Below are 20,374 nucleotides of genomic sequence, written 5' to 3' on the forward strand. Positions count from 1 at the left end.
ATCTAAGGGATGGAACGGGTGAACGTGGTGGGCGGTGGCCTTGCGGGAAGCGAGGCCGCCTGGACCCTTTTGCGACTGGGCGTTCCCGTGCGCCTTTTTGAGATGCGCCCCAAGCGCATGACCCCGGCCCACGCCACGGACCGCCTGGCGGAGATCGTCTGCTCCAACTCCTTGGGCGGGGAAGGGGAGACGAACGCCAAGGGGCTTCTCCAGGCGGAGATGCGCCGGGCGGGAAGCCTCGTCATGGAGGCGGCGGAAAGGGCCCGGGTGCCCGCCGGGGGGGCCTTGGCCGTGGACCGGGAGGAGTTTAGCGGCTACATCACGGAAAGGCTTTCCCGGCACCCTCTAATAGAGCTGGTGCGGGAGGAGGTGCGGGAGATCCCCCCGGGGATCACCGTGCTCGCCACGGGGCCCCTCACCTCCGAGGCCTTGGCCGAGGCCCTGAAAAGGCGTTTCGGCGACCACTTCCTCGCCTACTACGACGCCGCAAGCCCCATCGTCCTCTACGAGAGCATTGACCTCACCAAGTGCTTCCGCGCGGGGCGCTACGGCCAAAGCGCCGACTACCTCAACTGCCCCATGACCGAGGAGGAGTACCGGCGCTTCTACGAGGCTTTGGTCCAGGCGGAAAAGCACGTGCCCCACGACTGGGAAAACCTCCAGTTCTTTGAGGCCTGCGTCCCCGTGGAGGAGCTTGCCCGGAGGGGCTACCAGACCCTCCTCTTCGGCCCCATGAAGCCCGTGGGGCTCGTGGACCCCCGCACGGGGAAGGAGCCTTATGCCGTGGTCCAGCTTCGCCAGGAGGACAAGGCGGGGCGGATGTGGAGCCTGGTGGGCTTCCAGACGGGGCTTAGGTGGCCTGAGCAAAAGCGCCTCATCCAGATGATCCCCGGCCTGGAAAACGCCGAGATCGTCCGCTACGGGGTGATGCACCGGAACACCTACCTAAACGCCCCGAGGCTTCTTGGCGAGACCCTGGAGTTTAAGGGGGCGGAGGGGCTTTTCGCCGCCGGGGTCTTGGCCGGGGTGGAGGGGTACTTGGAAAGCGCCGCCACGGGCTTTTTGGCCGGGCTCAACGCCGCCCGGCGGGCCTTGGGCCTTCCCCCCGTGGCGCCCCCCGAGGAGAGCATGCTGGGAGGGCTTGTGCGCTATTTGGCCACGGCGAACCCGGAGGGCTTCCAGCCCATGTACGCCAACTGGGGCCTGGTCCCTTCGGTGGAGGGGCGGATGGGCAAGAAGGAGAAGCGCCAGGCCATGTACCGGAGGGGCCTCGAGGCCTTCTCCGCCTGGCTTTCCGGCCTGAACCCGCCCCTTCCTAGCCCCGAGGCCGCCCTGGTCTGAGATGCCCCTAAGGCTAAGCCTCTTCCTCCTGGCGGGCCTTCCCCCCCTGGCCCAAAGCCTCCTTCCTGACCTCTAGGGCCCAGAGGGCCACCGCCCGCTCGTCCCAGGGGAGGGCTTCCTGGCCTTTTTCTAGGGTGTTCTCGTGCCCCTTCCCCGCAAGGAGGACGGTGTCTCCCGGCTGGGCCTCGAGGACGGCCAGGAGGATCGCTTCCTTGCGGTCGGGGACGAGGACGAAGTCCCCCCCCTCCTTCCTCGCCGCCTCCGCCAGGGCCTGGAGGATGGCCTCTAGGGGCTCGGTGCGGTGGTCCTCCTCGGTGAAGAAGGTCTTGTCGGCGAGCCTCGCCGCCACCTTGCCGATATCCTCCCGCCGCCTCGGGTCCCGCTCCCCGGCCGCCCCCACCACCAGGAGGAGGCGGCCCGGGGTGGTGCGCCTCAGGGTCCTTAGGGCCTCCTCGAGGCTCTTCCCCGTGTGGGCGAAGTCTATCACCAGGCGGAAGGGCGCTTGCTGCACCACCTCCATCCGCCCCGGGACCCCCGGGAAGCGGCCCAAGGCCTCCAGAAGGCCTTCCAGGGGAAGCTCTAGGGCCAAGGCGGCGGCCAGGGCGGCCAGGGCGTTTTCCACGTTGTAGGCCCCAAGCATAGGCAGGAAGGCTTCCCCCTTGCCCCAGGGGGTGTGGAGGGTGAAGGCAAGCCCCTCTTCTTTCTCCCGCACCCCTTCCGCCCACACCTCCCCCCCGGGGCCGAAGAGGAGGTGGGGCCTCCCGCGTAGCTGGTCCAGGTGGGGAAGGGCGGTATTCAAGACGGCGAGCTCCGAGCGCTCCACCAAAAGGGCCTTGGCCTGGAAGTAGGCCTCCGGGGTGCCGTGGAGATCCAGGTGGTCGTCGGGGTAGAAGCTCACGAAGACCCCCACCCGGTAGGAAAGCCCCTCCACCCGTTTTAAGGCCAGGGCGTGGCTGGAAACCTCCAGGACCGCCGCTTCCAGGCCCAGGTCCACAGCCTCCCGCAAGAAGGCGTAGACCTCGGGGGCCTCGGGGGTGGTGAAGTGGCCCAGGGGGGGCCTCCTTTCCCGGCCCAGCCTTAGGCCCACGGTGGAAAGGAGGGCCGCCCCTACCCCCCCTTCCCAAAGGAGGTGGTGGAGGAGGCTTGCCGTGGTGCTCTTCCCCTTGGAGCCGGTGACCCCGAGGAGGGTGAGCTTTTGGTCGGGGTTTCCGTAGAACCTCCGGGCAAGCTCGGCCAGGGCCTGGCGGCTATCCGCCACCCGCAGGTAGGGGACGGGGAGGGCGAGGGGCCTTTCCCCCACGACGGCGATGGCCCCCCGCCTAAGGGCGTCTTCTATGAAGTCGTGGCCGTCCAGGGGCTTGCGGTGGGGAAGGGGGACGCCCGGGACGGCTACGAAGACGAAGCCCGGGGCCACCCGGCGGGAGTCCAGGGTGATCCCCCGCACCTCTAGGGGCGGGGCCTTCAGGCCGAAGGGGGCGAAGAGGGCCTCCAGGGTCATGGCCCTTACCTCCGGGTGCGGGCGATGAGGGTGAGGGTGACCTCGAGCCGCCTCCCCTCCCGCCAGAGGGTGAGCCGCACCCGGTCCCCGGGGCGGTAGCGGGCGATGAGGCGCACCACCGCCGCCTTGTCCTTCACCGCCTGGCCGTTCACCGCCAGGATCACGTCCCCCAGGGCCACGAGCCTCCCTTGGGCGTCCCGCCCGGCCCCCTTTAGGCCCGCCCGGGCGGCGGGGCTTCCCGGCTCCACCTGGTCCACCATGGCCCCTTGGGCGGTGGTGAGGCCCACGGCCCTGAGGAGCACGGGGGGAAGCTCGTCCAAGGAGATCAGGCTCGCCCCGAGCCACCCCCTCTGGGGGATGCCGAAGCGCTCCAGGTCCTGGACGCTTTGGGCCACGAGCTCCGCGGGCACCGCAAGGCCGATGCCCCCGATCCCCGAGGGGCCTCCCACCACGTCGGAGACCACCCCGATCACCTCCCCCTGGAGGTTCAGGAGGGGGCTTCCCGAGTTGCCCACGGTGAGGGGGGCGTCGGTGTAGAGGTACTCCCCCACCTCGGCCCCGACGGAGGGGTCGGGGGTGGGGACCTCTAGGGGGCCGATGCCCGCGAGGATCCCGTAGGAGGCCAAGGGCCCCTGCCCGTAGGGGAAGCCCACCAGGACCACCCCCATGCCTAAGGGAAGCTCCCGGGTAGGGGTCTTGCTGAAGGCCAGGACCCCCGGGGCCTGCCCCCCCCTTAGGGTGAGGAGGGCCAGGTCAATCCCCGGGTCCACGGCGAAGCGCTCCGCCGGGAGGGTGCGGCCGTTGGCCAGGCGCACGGTGATGCTTGCCAGGTCCTGGATGACGTGGTAGTTGGTGACGATGCGGCTCGGGCCGATGAAAAACCCGGTGCCCACCACCTGGTCCTGCGAGGGGGTGGGGGTGGTCCCCTGGATCCGCACTACGGCGGGAAGGGCCTTTCGGATCACCTGGCTTCGGGCCACTTCCTCGGGGACAGTGAGGCGCTGGGCGAGGCCTAGAAGGAGGAAGAGGACCAGGAGGAAAAGCCGCATGGCTCTACATTACCTCGGGGGCGGGGATCCCCAGGAGGGAGAGGCCGGTCTTTAGGGTGCGCTGGAGGCTTTGCACCAGGGCGAGGCGGAGTTCCCTGAGGCCGGGAGGGGCGGTGAGCACGGGGGTGGCGGGCCTACTTCCCTCCTTGGCGTTGTAGTAGGCGTTCCAGGCGGCGGCGAGGTCCAGGAGGTACTGGGCCAGGACGTGGGGGGTCTTTTCCTCGGCCGCCTCGAGGACCGCCTCCTCAAAGTCCAGAAGGGCCAGGGCCAGGGCCCGCTCGTAGGGGGTGGCCTGGCTTAGGTCCGGGCTTCCCCACGCCCCCGCCTTGCGGAGGATGCTGTGGGCCCGGGCGTGGGCGTACTGCACGTAGGGCCCCGTGTCCCCCTCAAAGGAGAGGGCTTCCTCGTAGCGGAAGTCTATCTGCTTCCTGGGCTCCGTCTTCACCATGGCGAAGCGGATGGCCCCTAAGGCCACCATCCGGGCCGCCTCCTCCTTGTCGGGGTGCTCGGGGTTCTTCTCCGCAACCACCGCCAGGGCCCGCCTTTTCGCTTCCTCCAGGACCTCGTCCACGCTCACGGCGAGGCCCTTCCTCCCGGACATCTGCTTGCCCTCCAAAAGCACCGTCTCGTAGGCCAGGTGGAAGGCCCCTTCCGCCAGGTCGGGGCGGCCCACCAGGGCCAAAGCCGCCCGCACCAGGGCCTGGGGGTGGCTTTGCCGCACGTCAATGACGTTGATGGTCTCCCGGGCCTTAGGGGTGTAGGGCTCCCCTTCGGGGGCGCTCGTCCTTAGCCCGGGGTAGTAGGGGTTCTCGTAGGGCTTGAAGCGAAGCCCCTCCAGAAGCCCCATCTTCCAGAACTGGAAGGCGATGTCCTTGGCGTAGTAGGTGGCCGCCCCCCCGGAGCGCACCAGGACGAAGTAGGGGTCCTCGAGGCCTGGGATGAAGGGGCTTGCGTCCATGACCAAGGCCCCGGCGTACTTCCCCTCCCGGGGCCTCAGGACGTGGGGGCTTTGCTCTAGGAGTTCCAGGGCCTTCCCCAAAAGCCCCGCCCTGACGATGTCGGACTCCCAGACCAAAAGGTCGTAGTGGGCGTTCAGGGCGCGCATGGTGGCGAGCTGGGCCAGGAGGATCCGGTTCACCTCCTCCCGGAGCTCCCCCCTTTCCAGGGCGTGGAGGACCGCTTCTATGCCCGGCTGGAGCTTCTCGTACTCGGGGTCTTGGTGGAGGCGCACGTAGGCCCGCCCGGCGAAGTGATCGTACTTTTCCTTCCCGTCCCAGGTGAGGCCGTAGTGCCTCAGGGCGAAGAGGGTCTCCGCCGCCTGGCGGCCGGTGTCGTCAATGTAATTGAGGACCAAGACCTCCCGCCCGGCGAAGGCCAGGATCCGGGCCAAGGAGTCCCCTAGGGCGATGTTCCGCAGGTGCCCCACGTGGAGCTCCTTGTTGGGGTTCACCGAGGTGTGCTCAATGAGTACCAGGCCCTCCCGCTTGGGAAAGGGCTTCTTTTCCCTCAGGGCTTCCTCCAGGAGGGCCTCCGTTTTGAGGCGGAAGTTCAGGTACCCCCCCACGGGGATGGCCTCTTCCACGAAGGGGGGAAGCTCAAGGCGTTCCCTTAGCTCCTGGGCGATGGCCTGGGGGGGTTTCTTGAGCTCCTTGGCCAGGGCGAAGAGGGGGACCCCGTAGTCCCCGGGCTTGTCCTTGGGGGCCTTGGCCACCTTGAGCCGGAGGTCCAGGCCCATGGCCTTTAGCGCTTCGTGAATGGCCTCTTCCAGGGCGCGGCGCACCATCAGGCCCTCATCATAGCGGGTCCTTTTCCCCTAGGGCCTCCTTGAGGGCCTGGGCCGCCTTCAGGCTCATCCCCGGCAGGCGGGCGAGCTCCTCCAAGGGGGCTTCCCTCAAGGCCCTAAGCCCCCCGTAGCGCTCTAGAAGGAGCCGCCTCCTCTTCTCCCCGATCCCCGGGATGCCGGAGAGGACCTTTAGGGCCTTTTCGGTGCGCTTCTTCTGGTGGTAGCGGAGGCCGTTTTGGTGGGCCTCGTCCCGCAGGTGGATGAGGAGCCTTAGGGCGGGGTGGGTGAGGGGAAGGCGGAGTTCCCGCCCTTCCGGGGTGATCAGGACCTCCTCCCCCTTGGCGAGGCCCACCAGGGGGATCCTGAGCCCGGCCCGCTCCAGGGCCCGCTGGGCCGCCCGCACCTGGCCCAGGCCCCCGTCAATGAGGAGGAGGTCGGGAAGGGGCATCTCCCTTAGGCTTCCCGTGAAGCGCCGGTAGACCCCTTCCTCCATGGCCTGGTAGTCGTCGTTTCCCGCCTTGAGGCGCATCCTGCGGTACTCCGCCTTCTTGGGCCTTCCCCCCTCAAAGACCGCCACGGAGAAGACCCGGGCCTCGCCCTGGAGGTGGCTTACGTCGTAGCCCTCGAGGCGGAAAGGCCTTGCGGAAAGCCCCAAAAGGTCCTGAAGGCCCTTAAGCCCCGGGTGGTCCCCCCGGCGCTCCCGGGCCTTGAGCTCGGTCTCTAGGGCGAGGCGGGCGTTCTTTTCGGCGAGCTCCAAAAGCCTCGCCTTCTCCCCCCTCTGGGGCACCCTTAGCTCCACCTTGCGCCCAGCGCGGCGCCTTAAGAGCTCGGCCAGGCCCTCGAGGTCCTCCAAGGGGAAGGGGAGGAGGACGAGGGGAGGGAGGGGGGAGGCCTCGAGGTAGTGGTCCCGGAGGAAGGCCCAGAGGATCTCCTCGTCCGTGGCCTCCTCCTTCTCCAGAAGCCGGCTGATCCGCCCCAGGATCCTCCCCGAGCGCACCTGGTAAAGCTGCACCACCGCTAGGCTCCCCGAGCGGGCGAGGCCCAAGAAGTCCAGGTCGCCAAGCTCCGGGTCAAAGGCCTGCTGGCTCGTGCCGAAGAAGGCCCGTAGGGCCTCTATCTGGTCGCGGATCTCCGCCGCCCGCTCAAACTCTAGCCTTCGGGCGGCCTCCCGCATCTTCCCCTCCAGTTCCGCCAAAAGCCCGTCCACCTTCCCCTCCAGAACCGCCTCCACCTGGCGCACCACCTCCTGGTAGGCCTTGGGGTCCGCCTTCCCCACGCAAGGGGCGAGGCACCGCCCCATGCTGTAGTTCAGGCAGGGGTAGCGCCTTTTCTTCATGGGGTAGCCCGAGTTCTTGCGCAAGGGGAAGTAGCGGTCAACGAGGGTCTTGATGCGCCTTAGGGCGCCCGCCTCGGGGAAGGGGCCATAGTACTTGGCCCCGTCCTCCTCCACCCGGCGCACCACGAGGAGGGTGGGGAAGGGCTCTTGGGTGAGCTTGAGGAAGGGGTAGTGCTTGTCGTCCTTGAGGAGGACGTTGTAGGGGGGGCGGTGGGCCTTGATGAGGTTGGCCTCGAGGAGAAGGGCCTCCACCTCGTCCCGGGTGGCGATGAAGTCTAGGCCCGTGGCCTCCTCGGCGATGCGCCGGGCCTTGCCTTCGGCGTGGAAGTAGCTTCTCACCCGGGCCCGGAGGTTCTTGGCCTTGCCCACATAAAGCACCTCCTCCCCCCGCTTCCAGAGGTAGACCCCGGGGGTTTCGGGGAGGGGAGGAAGCTCGGAAAGCCGCACGCTCCCCATTGTAGACTCTCCCCGTGGAACCCTTGGTGGACGCCCACCTGGACCTGGCCTATAACGCCAGGGCCCTGGGCCGGGACCTCACCCTGCCCCTGGAGGCCCTGAGGGCCCTAGACCCCCACCCCGACACCCCCCTGGTCACCCTGGAAAGCCTCAAGGAAGCGGGGGTGGCGGTGGCCTTCGCCACCCTCTTCGCCGACCCCCGGGAAGGGGGGCGGGAGGACTGGGAGGAGGAGGTCTACGCCCAGCTCGCCCTCTACGAGGCCTGGGAGGCGAGGGGCCTCGTCCGCATCCTGAGGGAGGGGCGGGACCTAAAGGACCACCTAAGCCGCTACCCCGAGGACCGGACCTTGGGCCTCGTCCTCCTCCTGGAAGGGGCCCATCCCTTGGCCTTCCCCGAGGACCTAAGGCCCCTAAGGGCCCGGGGCCTCAGGCTCCTTTCCCTCAGCTGGGCCACCCAAAACCCCTACGCCGGGGGAAACGCCGAGGAAGGCCCCCTCACGGAAAGGGGCCGGGCCCTCCTAAAGGAGATGGAGGCCTTAGGGGTGGCCCTGGACCTCTCCCACCTGGCGGAGGAGGCGGCCTGGGAGGCCCTAAAGGCCTACAGGGGCCCCGTGTGCGCCACCCACGCCAACTGCAGGGCCTTAAACCCTTCTTCCCGGCACCTTTCCGATGAACTCCTAAAGGCCTTGGCGGCGCGGGGCGGGGTCTTGGGCCTCGTGCCCTACAACGCCTTTCTGGAGCCAGGGTGGAAGCGGGGGCAAAAGCGGCTTCCCTTGGATGCCTTCCTCCGCCACAAGGCCCACGCGGAAGGCCTTATGGGGCCTACGGGGGTGGGCCTAGGCACGGACTGGGACGGGGGGTTTGGCCTCGAGGCCATCCCCCAGGGCCTGGACCGCCACCGGGACCTCCGCGCCTTAGGGGACGAGGGGTTTTTGGGCGGGAACTGGCTACGCTGGCTCCTTCGTTGGTTCTAGGGGCACCACCGCCAGGGTGCAGCGGCTTGCGGCCACGAGGCGCCCTTCCTCGTCGTAGACCTTCACCTCCCAGACCTGGGTGGTGCGCCCCACGTGGAGGGGCTTGCCCACCGCTCGGATCACCCCCTTCTGCTTCTTGCGGATGTGGTTGCAGTTGATCTCCAGCCCGAAGGCGGCGTGCCCCGGGGGGCAGTTCAGGAACCCCCCCACGCTGGCCACGCTTTCCGCCAGGGCCACCGTGGCCCCCCCGTGGAGGAAGCCGAAGGGCTGGTGGACCTTGGGGGTCACCTCCAGCTCGGCCACCACCTCTTGTGGGGTGAGCTTCAGGTAGCGCACGCCCAGGGTCTGGTCCAGGGTCTCCCGGTCCAAGAAGGCGGGGCGTTCCATGCCCTGGAGTATAAAGGGGGCGTGGGCGAGGTGCGCGCCTTCACCGGCCTCTTGGCCCCCCCGGCGGGGCTGGACTTCCTCCTGGACCTCCCTTCCGAAGAGGGGCTCCACCTCCTGGCCTTCGGGGAAGGGGCCCTGGAGGCCTTAAAGACGGCCTTCCGGGAAGAGGTGAGAAGCCTCGTCCTCCTTTCCCCCATCCTGCGAAAAGACGCCCTTTTGGCCGCTAAGCTCAAAGCCCTCCGCTTTGGCCTGGAACAAGGCGGGGTGGAGGGCTTCGCCACCATCGGCCGGGCCCTCTTCTTTGGGCCGGAGGCGGCGGCCAATGAGGCCATCTACGAGGCCTGGAAGGAGGGCCTGAACGAGGCGGGGGTTCGGGCTTGGCTTGAGGCTTTGGAGGCCTTGGGGGACGAGAGGCGTTGGCTTAGGGGGACAAAGGCCCGGGTCCTCGTGATCCAAGGGGCTTTGGACGCCTTCACCCCGCCCCACCACGGCCAGGAGGTGGCGGACTTCGCCAAGGGACAGGCCCTGCGCTTCGCCCTGGAAGGGGCGGGGCACCTGGTGCCCTGGGAGGCCTGGGAGGAGGTGCGGGAGCTGGTGGCGGGCTTTCTTCTGGGGGAGGGGTTCAGGCCCTTGCCTGGGGGGCTCGCCCTATGAGGCGCACGGGCTACCTCCACCTCTACGGCCTCAACCTGGTCTTTGACCGGGTGGGGAAGGGCCCCCCGGTGGTCCTTCTGGCCGAGGAGGCTTCCCGCTGGCCCGAAGCCCTCCCCGAGGGGTACACCTTCTACCTCCTGGACCTCCCCGGCTTCGGCCGCACAGGGGGCCCCAGGATGACCCTCGAGGAGCTGGCCGAGTACGTGGCGGGCTTTGTGGTCCTCCTCAACCTGGGCTCACCCCCTATCTTCACCTTGGGCTTGGGGGAAGCGGTAGGGGCGGTGTTGGCCGAGCGGGGCTACCGGGTGCTTCCCGGCGGTAGCTTGAGGGAAGCCTTGTCAAAGGGCTTTAGCGTGTGATACCCCGGTTGCGGAGGTGGAGCTATAAGGAAGCTGTTGGGCGCTTTGCTGGTGGTCTTTGGCCTGGCTTCGGCCCAGTTTTCCGTGGAGAACTTGAAGCCCTTCCTAAGGGCCTAGGCCTCCTCCCCTTCCTCTTGGAGGTCCACCTCCTTCTTCATCACCTCCCGGAGAAGGCTCGTGGCGTAGCTTCCCTTGGGCAGGAAGAAGGCAAGCCATAGCCCCTCGGGGGTCTCCTCCAGATGCCACTCCGAGAGGGGGATGCGGATGGGCCGCCGGGCCCCCCGCCTTGCCCTGAACTCCTCCCGCTTTAGGTCGTAGCGGGCCAGGACCTCGTCCTCTAAGGCCCTGGCCTCCCCTTGGGCCTCGGGGTACTTCTTGCCGAAGAGGGGCCCGGTGGCGCTGATCTCTAGCCTCAAGGCCCGTTCCGCCTCTTTGGGGTCTTCCACCAGGAACTCCCCCCCCGTGGCGTGCTTCTTGGCCCAGTCCCCGGGGATCACCCGCTCGTAAAGGCCCCGTTCCATCCTAAGGGCCACCCAGTCGTTGAAAAGGAGGCTTTGCAGGCTTCCGATGAGGAAGCGCTTGAGCCAGGGGCTTCCCCGGCCCTTCCCCTCCTTCACCAGCCGGTAGCCCCGGACCGGGTTTAGCCCCCCAAGGCCGAAGCGCTGGGGGCCGTAGTAGTTGGGGACTCCTTTTGCCTGGAGGGCCTTGAGGATGGCCTCGGCCCTTTCCCGGCCATGGGCGCCTCGGATGAGGATCCGAAAGCGGTTGCCCTTGAGGTGGCCCGTGCGGAGCTTGTGGGGGTGGAGGTCGGCCGTGAGAAGCCGCACCCCCCTCAGGTTTTCCAGGAGGCAGAGGGCGTCTTCGTATTTTCGGGGGATGGAAAGCCACTGCCGGGTGCGGGCGTGCTTGTCCTTGAGGCCCGCCACCCCGATCTCCTTTTCCGGCACGCCCACCTGGTCTCGCAAAAACTCCACCACCTGCCGGGTGGTGAGGCCCTCCTTCTCCAGGAGGAAGAAGAGGTGCTCCCCTTCCCCCAAGGGGGAATAGGCGGGTACCTCCTCCACCTGGAAGTCCTGGGGCTCCACCCTTATCTCCCCCCCCACCCCGGGAAGGCCCTCGGTGAGGAAGGGGTAGCGCTCGGGGCGGTAAACCAGGTCCATCCCCCTATTCTCCCTTAGGGGAGGGCTTTGAGCCAAGATTCCAGGACCCCGAAGCCGTGGCGGAAGAAGGCCTCCGAGCCCAGCTCCACCCCGGCCTCGGCCAGGATCTCCTTGGGGCTAGCGCTTTCCCCGGCCTCCAAGATCCGCAGGTACTTGGGCACGAAGGCCTCCCCCTCCTCCCGGTACTTGCCGTAAAGGGCCAGGACCACCAGGTAGCCCAGGGCGTAGCTATAGGTGTAGAAGCGGTAGTGGACGAAGTGGGGGATGCCCGCCCAAGCGGCCTTGTCCAGCTCCGTCCAGGCCACGGCCTCCCCGTAGAGCTTCCTTTGCTCCTCGTCCCAGAGGGCGTGGAAGGCCTCGGGGGAGAGGGCGGCCTCCTTGCGGGCCTCGAGGCTCCTTCGCTCAAAGAAGGTGTACATCACCTGGCGGAAGAGGGTGTTGATGGCGTCCTCCACCCGCTCGGCGAGGAGGAGGGTCCTTTCCTCCCCGGAAAGCCTTTCTAAGAGGAGGTCGTCCAGGAGGATCTCGGCGAAGACGCTGGCGGTCTCCGCCAGGGGGGTGGAGGCCCCGAAGTTGAGGAGGCGCTGCTTCCTCGCCAAATAAAAGTGGACCCCGTGCCCGAGCTCGTGGGCCAGGGTGTGGGCGCTATCCAGGTCGTCCGTGTGGTTGAGGAGGACGTAGGGGTGGGTGGAGGGAAGCCCCCCGCTGCAAAAGGCCCCGCCCCGCTTGCCGGGCCTCGGGTAGGCGTCTATCCAGCGCTTTTCAAAGAACTCCCGGGCGATGGCCTCCACCTCGGAGGAGAAGCGGCGGAAGGCGGTGAGGACCAGCTCCTTGGCCTCTTCAAAGGGCACCTTGGGCTTCTTCCCCAAGGGGGCGAGGAGGTCTTGGCTTGGGGTCTTCTCCTGGCCAAGCCTTTTGGCCTTCCAGCGGTAGTAGGCCTCCACCAAGGGGTAGTGGGCCTGGGTGGCCTCGAGGAGGGCTTCTATGTCCCTCACCTCCACCTCGTCCCGGAGGGCCACGGGTTCTAAGGGGTGGGCGAAGCCCCTTAGCCTAAGTTCCTGGAGGTAATCCAGATAAACCGCGTTGAAGACGGCGCTCAGGGTGGGGGCCTCGGCCAGGAGCTTCCCGTAAAGGGCCTGGTGGGCTTCCCGCCGCACCGCGGGGTCTGGGTCGCGGCGGAGGGCCCGCACCTCCATCTCCGTGAGCTCCTTCCCCCCCACCTGGAAGCGGAAGCGGCCCGTGTACTCCGTGTAGAACTGGCTCCAGGCGCTCCTTCCCACCAGGGCCTTGAGGTTTAAGAGCTCCTCCTCTCTTTCCGAGAGGGTGTGGGGGGCGTAGGCCCTTTGCCTTTCCAGGAAGTGGCGGAGGTCGGCTAGCCCCGGGTGGTCCAGGAGCTTCTGGAAGGCCTCCTCGGGGAGCTTCCTCAGGGCCACCTCCAGGGGCACGAGGCGGTTTTTCACCTCGGTGAAGCGGCTCCGCACCCGGTCCAGGAGGGCCTTGGCCTCGGGGTCTTGGGTGCGGGTGGCGAAGTAGAGGCTGGCGTAGTTCAGGGGCTTGTAGGCCAGTTCCAGGGCCTTTTCGTAGCGGCTTAGGAGGTCTTGGGCCCCTTCGGGGTCCCAAAGCCCCTGGGGGTCCAGGCTTTGGGCCAGGGCGAGGGCGGCCTCGAGGTCCTGGGCTATCCTGGGGTCATCGGGCCCGGCGTACAGGTCGGAAAGGTCCCACTCCACGGGGGCTAGTATACTCGGCCTCGGGGTGCCGCCCCGGCTTCTTGGAAGGGTCGGGGACCCGCTACGCGGCTCCCGAAAGCTGTCCACAAGAAGGAGAGCCTTATGGCCCTTCAGCGCGCCCTCGTCATCTACAAAGGCAAGCCCGCCCTGGCCGAGGAGCGGGGAGACCGGCTTCTCCTCACCCTTCCCGGCGGGGAGACCCAGCGGGTCCGGCCCAAGGACGTCCTCCTCCTTCACCCAGGGCCCGCCACCTTGGACCTAACGCCCCCCCAAGGGGAGGAGGAGGCCGCCTGGGAGCTTTTGGAAGGGCAGGCGGTAAGCCTTAGGGAGCTCGCCGAGCTGGTCTACGGGGCCTACACCCCGGAGGCCGCCTACGGGGCCTTTCTCCTCGCCCAGAAGGGGGAGCGCTTCGTTTGGGAGGGGGAAAGGGTCCGGGCACGGACCCGGGAAGAGCTTGCCGCCCTCCTCGAGGCCCAAAGGCAGAAGGAGGCCCGAGAAAGGGCCTTCCGGGAAGGGGTGGAGCGGCTTAGGAGGGGGGCCCCAGAGGAGGAAGACCGCCCCCTCCTCGCCGAGGTGGAGGCCCTGGCCCTGGGCGAAAGAAAGGAAAGCCGGGTCCTAAAGGCCCTAGGCCTCCCCGAGACTCCTGAAGCGGCCCAGGGGCTTCTTTTGCGCCTTGGGGTGTGGCGGCGGGAAAACCCCCATCCCAGGAGGCTTGGCCTTCCTCTGGAGGCCCCAGACCTCCCCGTCCCCCCCCTCCCTGAGGAAAAGCGGGCGGACCTCACCCACCTCCCCGCCTTCGCCATAGACGACGAGGGAAGCCAGGACCCCGACGACGCCGTCTTCGCCGAGGAGGTGGAGGGGGGCTTCCGCCTCTTCGTCCACGTGGCGGACGTGGCGGCCCTGGTGCTCCCGGGAAGCCCCTTGGACCGGGAGGCTTTGCGCCGGGGGGCGAACCTGTACCTCCCCGAGGGGACGGTGCCCATGCTCCCCCCCGCCATCACCGAGGCCCTCGGCCTGGGCCTAAAGGAGGTCTCCCCGGCCCTCACCTTTGAGCTATGGGTCTCGGAGGAGGGCGACCTCCTGGAGGAACGGGTCTACCCGAGCTGGGTCCGGGTCCAGCGGCTCACCTACAAGGAGGCCTTGGACCGGCCCGAGCTCAGCCCCTTGCGCCGGGTGGCGGAGGCCTTCCACCGGAAGCGCCTGGCCCAAGGGGCCCTGGACCTCTTGTTGCCCGAGGCCAAGGTGCGGGTGGAAGGGGAGGAGATCCGGATCACGCCCCTTCCTCCCTACCCAAGCCGCCTTTGGGTGCGGGAGGCCATGCTCCTTGCGGGCTACGCCGCCGCCCACTTGGCCTTGAAGGAGGGGCTTCCCTTCCCCTTCGCCACCCAGGAGGCCCCAAGCCGGAGGGTGGAGGGGGAGGGGCTTGCCGCCATGTGGGAGCAGAGGAAGGCCCTCAAGCGGGCCCAGCTCAAGGCGGTCCCCGCCCCCCACAAGGGCCTCGGGCTTCCCCTCTACGCCCAGGTGACGAGCCCCTTGAGGCGCTACCTGGACCTGGTGGCCCACCAGCAGCTAAGGGCCTGGCTCAAGGGGGAAAGGCCCCTTTCCCAGGCGGAGCTTCTGGAAAGGGTGGGGGCGGCGGAGGCGGTGGCCGACCTGGTGCGGGAGGCGGAGCGCAAGAGCAAGCTCCACTGGACCCTCCTTTACCTCCAGGAAAAGGGCTACGAGGGGCCTGGGGTCCTGGTGGAGCGAAGGGGGGCGCAAGGGGTCTTCCTCCTCCCCGAGCTCGGGCTTTCCGCCCAGGTGGCCCTCTCCCAGGCCCTCCCCCTAAACGCCGAGGCCCGCCTCCGCTTCCTGGAGGCGGACCTTCCGGCCCTCGAGGCCCGCTTCGCCCTGGTTTAACTACCCCGAAAAGGCCTCGTGTTGCGAAATCAACCCGTGGGCCCTTGGCTACATGTGCTCAATGAGGGCCCGGCCGAACTCACTGGTCTTGAGGAGGGTGGCGGGCTTCCCCTCCGCCTGGAGGAGGCGGTGGAAGTCGTAGGTGACAAGGCCCTTGGAGATGGTGCGCTCCATGGCCTGTAGGATCAGGTCCGCCGCCTCGTTCCAGCCCAGGTAACGGAGCATCATCTCCCCGGAGAGGATGACGCTAGAGGGGTTCACCTTGTCCTGGCCCGCGTACTTGGGGGCGGTGCCGTGGGTGGCCTCAAAGACGGCGTGGCCCGTCTGGTAGTTGATGTTGGCCCCGGGGGCGATGCCGATCCCCCCCACCTGGGCGGCCAGGGCGTCGGAGATGTAGTCCCCGTTCAGGTTCAGGGTGGCGATCACCGAGTACTCGTCGGGGCGGAGGAGGATCTGCTGCAGGAAGTTGTCGGCGATGATGTCCTTGATGACGATTTCCCGGCCCGTCCTGGGGTTTTTCATCACGTGCCAGGGGCCCCCGTCCAGGGGTACCGCCCCGTACTTCTCCCGGGCCAGGGCGTAGCCCCACTCCCGGAAGGCCCCCTCGGTGAACTTCATGATGTTGCCCTTGTGGACCAGGGTAACGCTGGGGAGGTCCTCCTTGATGGCGTAGTCAATGGCCGCGGCCACCAGGCGCTCCGTGCCCTCTTTGGAGACGGGCTTGATCCCGAGGCCACTGGTCTCGGGGAAGCGGATCTTGGCGTAGGCCTTGGGGAACTCCCGCTTGAGGAAGTCCAGGACCTTCTTCACCTCCTCGCTCCCCGCGGGCCACTCAATCCCGGCGTAGATGTCCTCGGTGTTTTCCCGGAAGACCACCATGTTGACGAGCTCCGGGTGCTTCACCGGGCTTGGCACCCCCTTGAACCAGCGCACCGGGCGCACGCAGGCGTAGAGGTCCAGCTCCTGCCTTAGGGCCACGTTGATGGAGCGGATCCCGCCCCCCACCGGGGTGGTCAGGGGTCCCTTGATGGCCACCAGGTACTCGCGGATGAAGTCCAGGGTCTCCTCGGGAAGCCAGATGGGCTCGCCGTAGACCTGGTTGGCCTTCTCCCCGGCGTAGATCTCGGCCCAGGCGATCTTCCGCTTGCCCCCGTAGGCCTTCTCTACGGCGGCGTCTAAGACGGGCTTGGCCGCTCTCCAGATGTCGGGGCCGGTGCCGTCCCCCTCTATGAAGCCGATGATGGGCCGGTCGGGCACCTGTAGGGTGCCTCCCTGGATGGTGATTCGCTCGCCGTCCTCGGGGATCCGGATGTGCTTGTAGGCCATACCTAACCTCCGGCTCTAGCATACCCCGCTTAGGGGAAGAAAGGTGTCCTGAACCTGATTCATGCCTGGCCTTTTCGGGGGTGGGGAAGCCTTCTTGCTTGGGGGCGCCTTGACCGACCGGGGCCCCTCCCCTAAGATAGGGGGTGCCTGGCGCGCTTGGCGGCGTAGCTCAGGTGGTTAGAGCACACGACTCATAATCGTGGTGTCGTGGGTTCGAGTCCCACCGCCGCCACCAGCGAAAAGAAGCAAAGCTACCGCCCTCGGAAGCGAGGGCGGTTTGCTTTTCGCCCCGCAAGGCCGCCGGACACCTTTTGGAGGGCCGGGGGCGGGTAGCCTTTTCGGCGTATGGGACCGCGGGAGGAGATCCTTTCCTAGGCACCCTCATGGCCTTGGGTGCCTTCAGCATAGACGTGATGCTTCCGGCCCTCGAGGCCACCGCCCTCCGCTACGGCATCACCCCCACGGCGGCCCAGCTGGTGGTGGGGGTGTATTTTTTGGGCTTCGCCCTGGGGCAACTCCTCTTCGGCCCCTTGATGGACGCCTGGGGGCGGCGGCCGGTCCTTAGGGGGGCCCTCTTGGGCTTCGCCCTGGCGGCGGGCCTCACCGTGGTGGCCCCTTCCTTCGGCCTCCTCCTCCTCGCACGGGGGGTCCAGGGCTTCTTCGCCGCCAGCTTCCGCATCGGGGTCACCGCCAGCGTCCGCGACCGCTACCGGGGCGAGACCATGGCCCGCCTCCTCTCCTACGCCCTCTTGGTCCTCATGGTGGCCCCGGTTTTGGCCCCAAGCCTTGGGGTTCTCCTTCTTGGCCTTGGGGCCTGGGGGCCCTACGCCTTCCCCGCCCTCCTCGGGGCCCTGGCCTTCCTCTGGAGCGGGCGCTTCCGGGAGACCCTTCCTCCCGCCAAGCGGCGCCCCCTGGCCTGGAAAAGCCTCGAGGAAGGAGTCTTCTGGGTAGTCCGGGACCCCCGGGCCATCCGCTACACCCTGGCCTTGGGCGGGGTCTTCGGGATCCTCTACGCCTACCTGAGCGCCTCGGCCCAGCTCTACAAGGACCACCTGGGGCTTTCCAACGCCCGCTTCGCCCTGGCCTTCGGGGCCACGGGCCTTCTCTTAGCCCTGGCCAACCTTTTGGGCCCGAGGCTTGTGGCCCGGCTGGGCCTGGGGCGGGCGCTCAGGCTTGCCCTAAGGGGGCTTCTCGGCCTCCTTCTCCTTTTGCCCCTCCACGCCCTGGCCCCAGGGGTTTTCTCCTTCTGGCTGCACCTCTCCTTGGTCCTCGTCCTGGTGGCCTTCACCTTTCCCAACGCCCAGGCCAGGGCCTTGGAGGGGCTTGGCCGGGTGGCGGGGCTTGCGGCGAGCTTCACCGGCTTTTTCTCCACCCTGCTCGCCGCCCTTCTAGGGGCCGGGGTGGGGATGATCTCCCAGGGCGAGCCCTTTCCCTTCGCCCTGGGCCTCCTTGGGCTTGGGCTTTTGGGGTTTGGGGCGGGGGAGGCGGCGGAGCGGCGGGGGGCCTGAGGCCCGGGCTAAAGATCCCGTCGTCGTTGGTCACCAGGATCCGCATGCCCTAAGCCTAGGGGTGCTGGGTCAGGAGAGGGTCAACGGGGTACACTGGTTCTAAAGGGGTTGGGTATGGGAGAGCCGGTGATCCTCGAGGCCGTCCGCACCCCCATCGGCAAGAGGAACGGGGCCCTTAGGGCCTGGCGGCCCGATGCCCTCTACGCCAAGGTCCTGGACGCCCTCTTGGAGCGCACAGGGATAGACCCGGGCCTCATCGGAGACGTGATCACAGGGTGCGTAACCCAGGTGGGGGAGCAGGGGGCCAACGTGGGGCGGCTTGCCGTCCTCCTCTCCCGGCTTCCTAAGGAGGTGCCGGCGGTGAGCCTGAACCGCATGTGCGGCTCCAGCCAGCAGGCCGTCCACTTCGCCGCCCAGGCCATCGCCGCCGGGGATCTGGACTTCGCCATCGCCGGTGGGGTGGAAAGCATGACCCGGGTCCCCATGTTCTCGGACATCTGCGGGGGCTTCCACACTCTAAACCCCGGGCTTTTCCAGCGCTACGAGCTCGTCCACCAGGGGGAAAGCGCCGAGCGCATCGCCGAGCGCTACGGCCTTTGCCGGGAGGAGCTAGACGAGTGGAGCTACCTCTCCCACAAAAGGGCGGCCCGGGCCCAAAAGGAGGGGCGCTTCGCCGCCCAGCTTTTGCCCCTAGAGGGCCTGGACGCCCAGGGGAAGCCCTTTCTCCTGAGCCGGGACGAGGGGGTTCGCCCGGATGTGGACTACGAGAAGATGCTCGCCCTAAAGCCCGTCTTCCGGGAAAACGGGGTGGTCACCGCCGGCAACAGCAGCCAGATCTCCGACGGGGCGGCGGCCCTCCTCCTTGGGGACCGGGAGAAGGCCTTGGCCTTGGGCCTAAGGCCTAGGGCCCGCTTCCTCGCCCGGGTGGTGGTGGCGGGGGACCCCACGATGCAGCTTCTTGAGGTGATCCCCGCCACGGAGAAGGCCCTAAAGCGGGCGGGGCTTTCCCTAAAAGACCTGGACGTCATAGAGATCAACGAGGCCTTCGCCAGCGTGGTCCTCGCCTGGATGCGCCACTTCCGCCCCGACCCCGAGCGGGTGAACCCCAATGGCGGGGCCATCGCCCACGGCCACCCTTTGGGGGCCACGGGGGCCATCCTCATGACCAAGCTCCTTTACGAGCTGGAGCGCACGGGAGGGGAGTTCGGCCTCCAGGTGATGTGCATCGGCCACGGCCAGGCCACGGCCACGGTGATCCAGAGGATCTAGGAGGGGAAGGATGCAAAGCGCTTTGGTGACGGGTGGGGCCTCGGGGCTTGGGCGGGCGGCGGCCCTGGCCCTGAGGGACAAGGGGTACCGGGTGGTGGTCTTGGACCTGAAGCGGGGCGAGGACGGCCTTTCCTACGTGGAGGGGGATGTGACCCGGGAGGAGGACGTGGCCCAAGCGGTGGCGGAGGCCCAAAGGGCGGGGACCCTTTTCGCCGTGGTGAACGCCGCCGGGATTGGCCTCGCCCGGAAGATCCTGGGCAGGGAGGGCCCCCACGACCTGGAGAGCTTCCGCAAGGTCTTGGAGGTGAACCTCCTCGGCACCTTCAACGTCCTGCGCCTTGCCGCCTGGGCCATGCGGGAAAACCCTCCCGACGCCGAGGGGCAGCGGGGGGTCATCGTGAACACCGCCAGCGTGGCCGCCTTTGAGGGCCAGATCGGCCAGGCGGCCTATGCGGCGAGCAAGGGGGGCGTGGTGGCCCTCACCCTCCCCGCCGCCCGGGAGCTGGCCGAATGGGGGATCCGGGTGGTGACGGTGGCCCCGGGGCTCTTTGACACGCCCCTCCTCCAGGGGCTTCCCGAGAAGGCCAAGGCCTCCTTGGCGGAGCAGGTCCCCTTCCCCAGGCGCTTGGGCCGCCCCGAGGAGTACGCCGCCTTGGTCCTCCACATCCTGGAAAACCCCATGCTGAACGGGGAGGTGGTCCGGCTGGATGGCGCCCTCCGCATGGCCCCCCGGTAGGGTCTTGGACCTGACCCGGCTTTTGCCGGGGCCCTTGGCGGGGAAGCTCCTCGCCGACATGGGCTTTCCCGTCCTCAAGGTGGAGCCCCCTTCCGGGGACCCCTTGAGGGCTTTAGCCCTCGAGGCCTACCGCTTCCTGAACGGGGGAAAGGAGATCCTTACCCTGGACCTGAAGGCGGAGGAGGGGCGGAAGCGGCTTTTGGAGTGGGTGCGGGAGGCCGCCATCCTTCTAGAGTCCAACCGCCCGGGGGTGATGGAGCGGCTGGGGTTGGGCCCCGAGGTGCTCCTTAGGGTCAACCCCCGGCTCGTCTACCTGCGCCTAAGGGGCTATCCCGATGCCCCGGACCCGGGCCACGACCTCACCTACCTGGCGGAAGCGGGGCTTCTTGGCCGGTTTCCCTGGCGGGCTTTCCAGTTCGCCGACCTGGCTGGGGCCTACGCCCTGGCCCTTACCGCCCTTAAAGGGCTTCTCCTGGGGGGCGGGGTCTACGAGGTGGCCCTAAGCGAGGCGGTGAAGGCCATCGCCTACCCGCCCATTCCCTTCCTGGACGGCTCGGCGCTCTGCTACGGGGTCTACCCGGCGGCCGAAGGGGAGGTGGCCTTGGCTGCCTTGGAGCCCCACCTCTGGGCCCTTTTCTGCGAAAAGGCGGGGCTTGGTGAGCTTCTAGGGGCGGCCTTGACCCCGGCCTCCCCGGAAAACCCCGCCTACGCCCGCCTCCTGGCCTTCTTCGCCCAAAGGCCCGCCCTGGCCTGGGAGGCCTGGGCCAGGGCGGAGGGGCTTCCCCTTAGGGCCGTTCGCTAGCGGGCGGTCTAGCTTAGGCCTATGGGGAAGGCCGCGCAAAACGGGCCTAGCCAGGTTATTTGTATAAGGGTTTGAAGTCAGCGCTCCCTTGACCGGGTCTAACCTGCTTG

General features: G+C 68.0%; 17 protein-coding genes and 1 tRNA gene. 10 read left to right on the forward strand and 8 right to left on the reverse strand.

What is annotated here, in order from left to right; translation table 11 throughout:
- Positions 1 to 9: 9 nt before the first annotated feature.
- Positions 10 to 1,341, forward strand: a complete 1,332-nt coding sequence (gene trmFO / locus IEX93_RS02870) for a methylenetetrahydrofolate--tRNA-(uracil(54)-C(5))-methyltransferase (FADH(2)-oxidizing) TrmFO (RefSeq protein WP_188846277.1) — start codon at positions 10 to 12, stop codon at positions 1,339 to 1,341.
- A gap of 13 nt (positions 1,342 to 1,354) precedes the next feature.
- On the opposite strand, the gene IEX93_RS02875 is transcribed toward trmFO, so the two are convergent.
- Genes IEX93_RS02875 through uvrC form a run of 4 tightly spaced genes read right to left on the reverse strand, consistent with a single transcriptional unit; the run spans position 1,355 to position 7,463 of the window.
- Positions 1,355 to 2,839, reverse strand: a complete 1,485-nt coding sequence (locus IEX93_RS02875; RefSeq protein ID WP_188846279.1) for a Mur ligase family protein — start codon at positions 2,837 to 2,839, stop codon at positions 1,355 to 1,357.
- A 5-nt stretch (positions 2,840 to 2,844) separates the two neighbouring features.
- Positions 2,845 to 3,888, reverse strand: coding sequence for a S1C family serine protease (locus tag IEX93_RS02880; protein ID WP_188846282.1), 1,044 nt, complete (start codon positions 3,886 to 3,888; stop codon positions 2,845 to 2,847).
- Positions 3,889 to 3,892: 4 nt separating this feature from the next.
- Entirely contained in the window at positions 3,893 to 5,671 is a 1,779-nt protein-coding gene (locus IEX93_RS02885; RefSeq protein WP_188846284.1) for an arginine--tRNA ligase, read from the reverse strand.
- Positions 5,672 to 5,681: 10 nt separating this feature from the next.
- Complete coding sequence (gene uvrC, locus IEX93_RS02890) at positions 5,682 to 7,463, reverse strand: excinuclease ABC subunit UvrC (RefSeq protein ID WP_188846286.1); 1,782 nt, start codon at positions 7,461 to 7,463, stop codon at positions 5,682 to 5,684.
- 14 nt (positions 7,464 to 7,477) lie between these two features.
- Between uvrC and IEX93_RS02895 the strand changes: the two genes are divergently transcribed.
- On the forward strand, positions 7,478 to 8,437 hold the full coding sequence (locus IEX93_RS02895) for a dipeptidase (RefSeq protein WP_188846288.1): 960 nt from the start codon (positions 7,478 to 7,480) through the stop codon (positions 8,435 to 8,437).
- Here the strand turns inward: IEX93_RS02895 and IEX93_RS02900 are convergent.
- Positions 8,411 to 8,824 carry a PaaI family thioesterase gene (locus tag IEX93_RS02900; protein WP_188846289.1) on the reverse strand — a complete coding sequence of 138 codons (414 nt, stop codon included), beginning with the start codon at positions 8,822 to 8,824 and terminating at the stop codon, positions 8,411 to 8,413. The genes IEX93_RS02895 and IEX93_RS02900 overlap by 27 nt on opposite strands.
- Before the next feature lie 21 nt (positions 8,825 to 8,845).
- Between IEX93_RS02900 and IEX93_RS02905 the strand changes: the two genes are divergently transcribed.
- Positions 8,846 to 9,478 carry an alpha/beta fold hydrolase gene (locus IEX93_RS02905; protein WP_188846290.1) on the forward strand — a complete coding sequence of 211 codons (633 nt, stop codon included), beginning with the start codon at positions 8,846 to 8,848 and terminating at the stop codon, positions 9,476 to 9,478.
- Complete coding sequence (locus IEX93_RS02910) at positions 9,475 to 9,837, forward strand: alpha/beta fold hydrolase (RefSeq protein ID WP_188846291.1); 363 nt, start codon at positions 9,475 to 9,477, stop codon at positions 9,835 to 9,837. Before IEX93_RS02905 ends, IEX93_RS02910 begins: the two co-directional genes overlap by 4 nt.
- A 113-nt stretch (positions 9,838 to 9,950) precedes the next feature.
- Here the strand turns inward: IEX93_RS02910 and truD are convergent, their stop codons facing one another.
- Both truD and IEX93_RS02920 read right to left on the reverse strand, forming a co-directional pair.
- Complete coding sequence (gene truD / locus IEX93_RS02915) at positions 9,951 to 10,997, reverse strand: tRNA pseudouridine(13) synthase TruD (protein WP_188846292.1); 1,047 nt, start codon at positions 10,995 to 10,997, stop codon at positions 9,951 to 9,953.
- A 14-nt stretch (positions 10,998 to 11,011) separates the two neighbouring features.
- Entirely contained in the window at positions 11,012 to 12,724 is a 1,713-nt protein-coding gene (locus IEX93_RS02920; RefSeq protein WP_188846293.1) for a M3 family oligoendopeptidase, read from the reverse strand.
- A 102-nt stretch (positions 12,725 to 12,826) separates the two neighbouring features.
- Here IEX93_RS02920 and IEX93_RS02925 point away from each other — a divergent pair, with 102 nt between their 5' ends.
- Positions 12,827 to 14,623 (forward strand): RNB domain-containing ribonuclease, encoded by a 1,797-nt coding sequence (locus tag IEX93_RS02925; RefSeq protein ID WP_188846294.1) that lies wholly within the window; start codon positions 12,827 to 12,829, stop codon positions 14,621 to 14,623.
- 48 nt (positions 14,624 to 14,671) lie between these two features.
- Here IEX93_RS02925 and icd read toward each other — a convergent pair whose 3' ends face one another.
- Complete coding sequence (gene icd / locus IEX93_RS02930) at positions 14,672 to 15,949, reverse strand: NADP-dependent isocitrate dehydrogenase (protein WP_188846296.1); 1,278 nt, start codon at positions 15,947 to 15,949, stop codon at positions 14,672 to 14,674.
- 158 nt (positions 15,950 to 16,107) lie between these two features.
- Between icd and IEX93_RS02935 the strand changes: the two genes are divergently transcribed.
- The 5 genes from IEX93_RS02935 (at position 16,108) to IEX93_RS02955 (ending at position 20,264) form a co-directional block, all read left to right on the forward strand.
- Positions 16,108 to 16,184: transfer RNA gene (locus IEX93_RS02935), tRNA-Met, on the forward strand.
- A gap of 178 nt (positions 16,185 to 16,362) precedes the next feature.
- Entirely contained in the window at positions 16,363 to 17,457 is a 1,095-nt protein-coding gene (locus IEX93_RS02940; protein ID WP_229906082.1) for an MFS transporter, read from the forward strand.
- Between the two features lie 114 nt (positions 17,458 to 17,571).
- Positions 17,572 to 18,726 (forward strand): thiolase family protein, encoded by a 1,155-nt coding sequence (locus IEX93_RS02945; RefSeq protein WP_188846300.1) that lies wholly within the window; start codon positions 17,572 to 17,574, stop codon positions 18,724 to 18,726.
- 10 nt (positions 18,727 to 18,736) lie between these two features.
- A complete protein-coding gene (locus IEX93_RS02950) occupies positions 18,737 to 19,462 on the forward strand; it encodes a 3-hydroxyacyl-CoA dehydrogenase (protein ID WP_188846302.1) in 726 nt (241 codons plus the stop codon).
- Entirely contained in the window at positions 19,434 to 20,264 is an 831-nt protein-coding gene (locus IEX93_RS02955) for a CoA transferase (RefSeq protein ID WP_188846304.1), read from the forward strand. Before IEX93_RS02950 ends, IEX93_RS02955 begins: the two co-directional genes overlap by 29 nt.
- Positions 20,265 to 20,374: the final 110 nt, after the last annotated feature.

It is taken from the genome of Thermus composti (genome assembly GCF_014647535.1).
Classification (GTDB): Bacteria; Deinococcota; Deinococci; order Deinococcales; family Thermaceae; genus Thermus; species Thermus composti.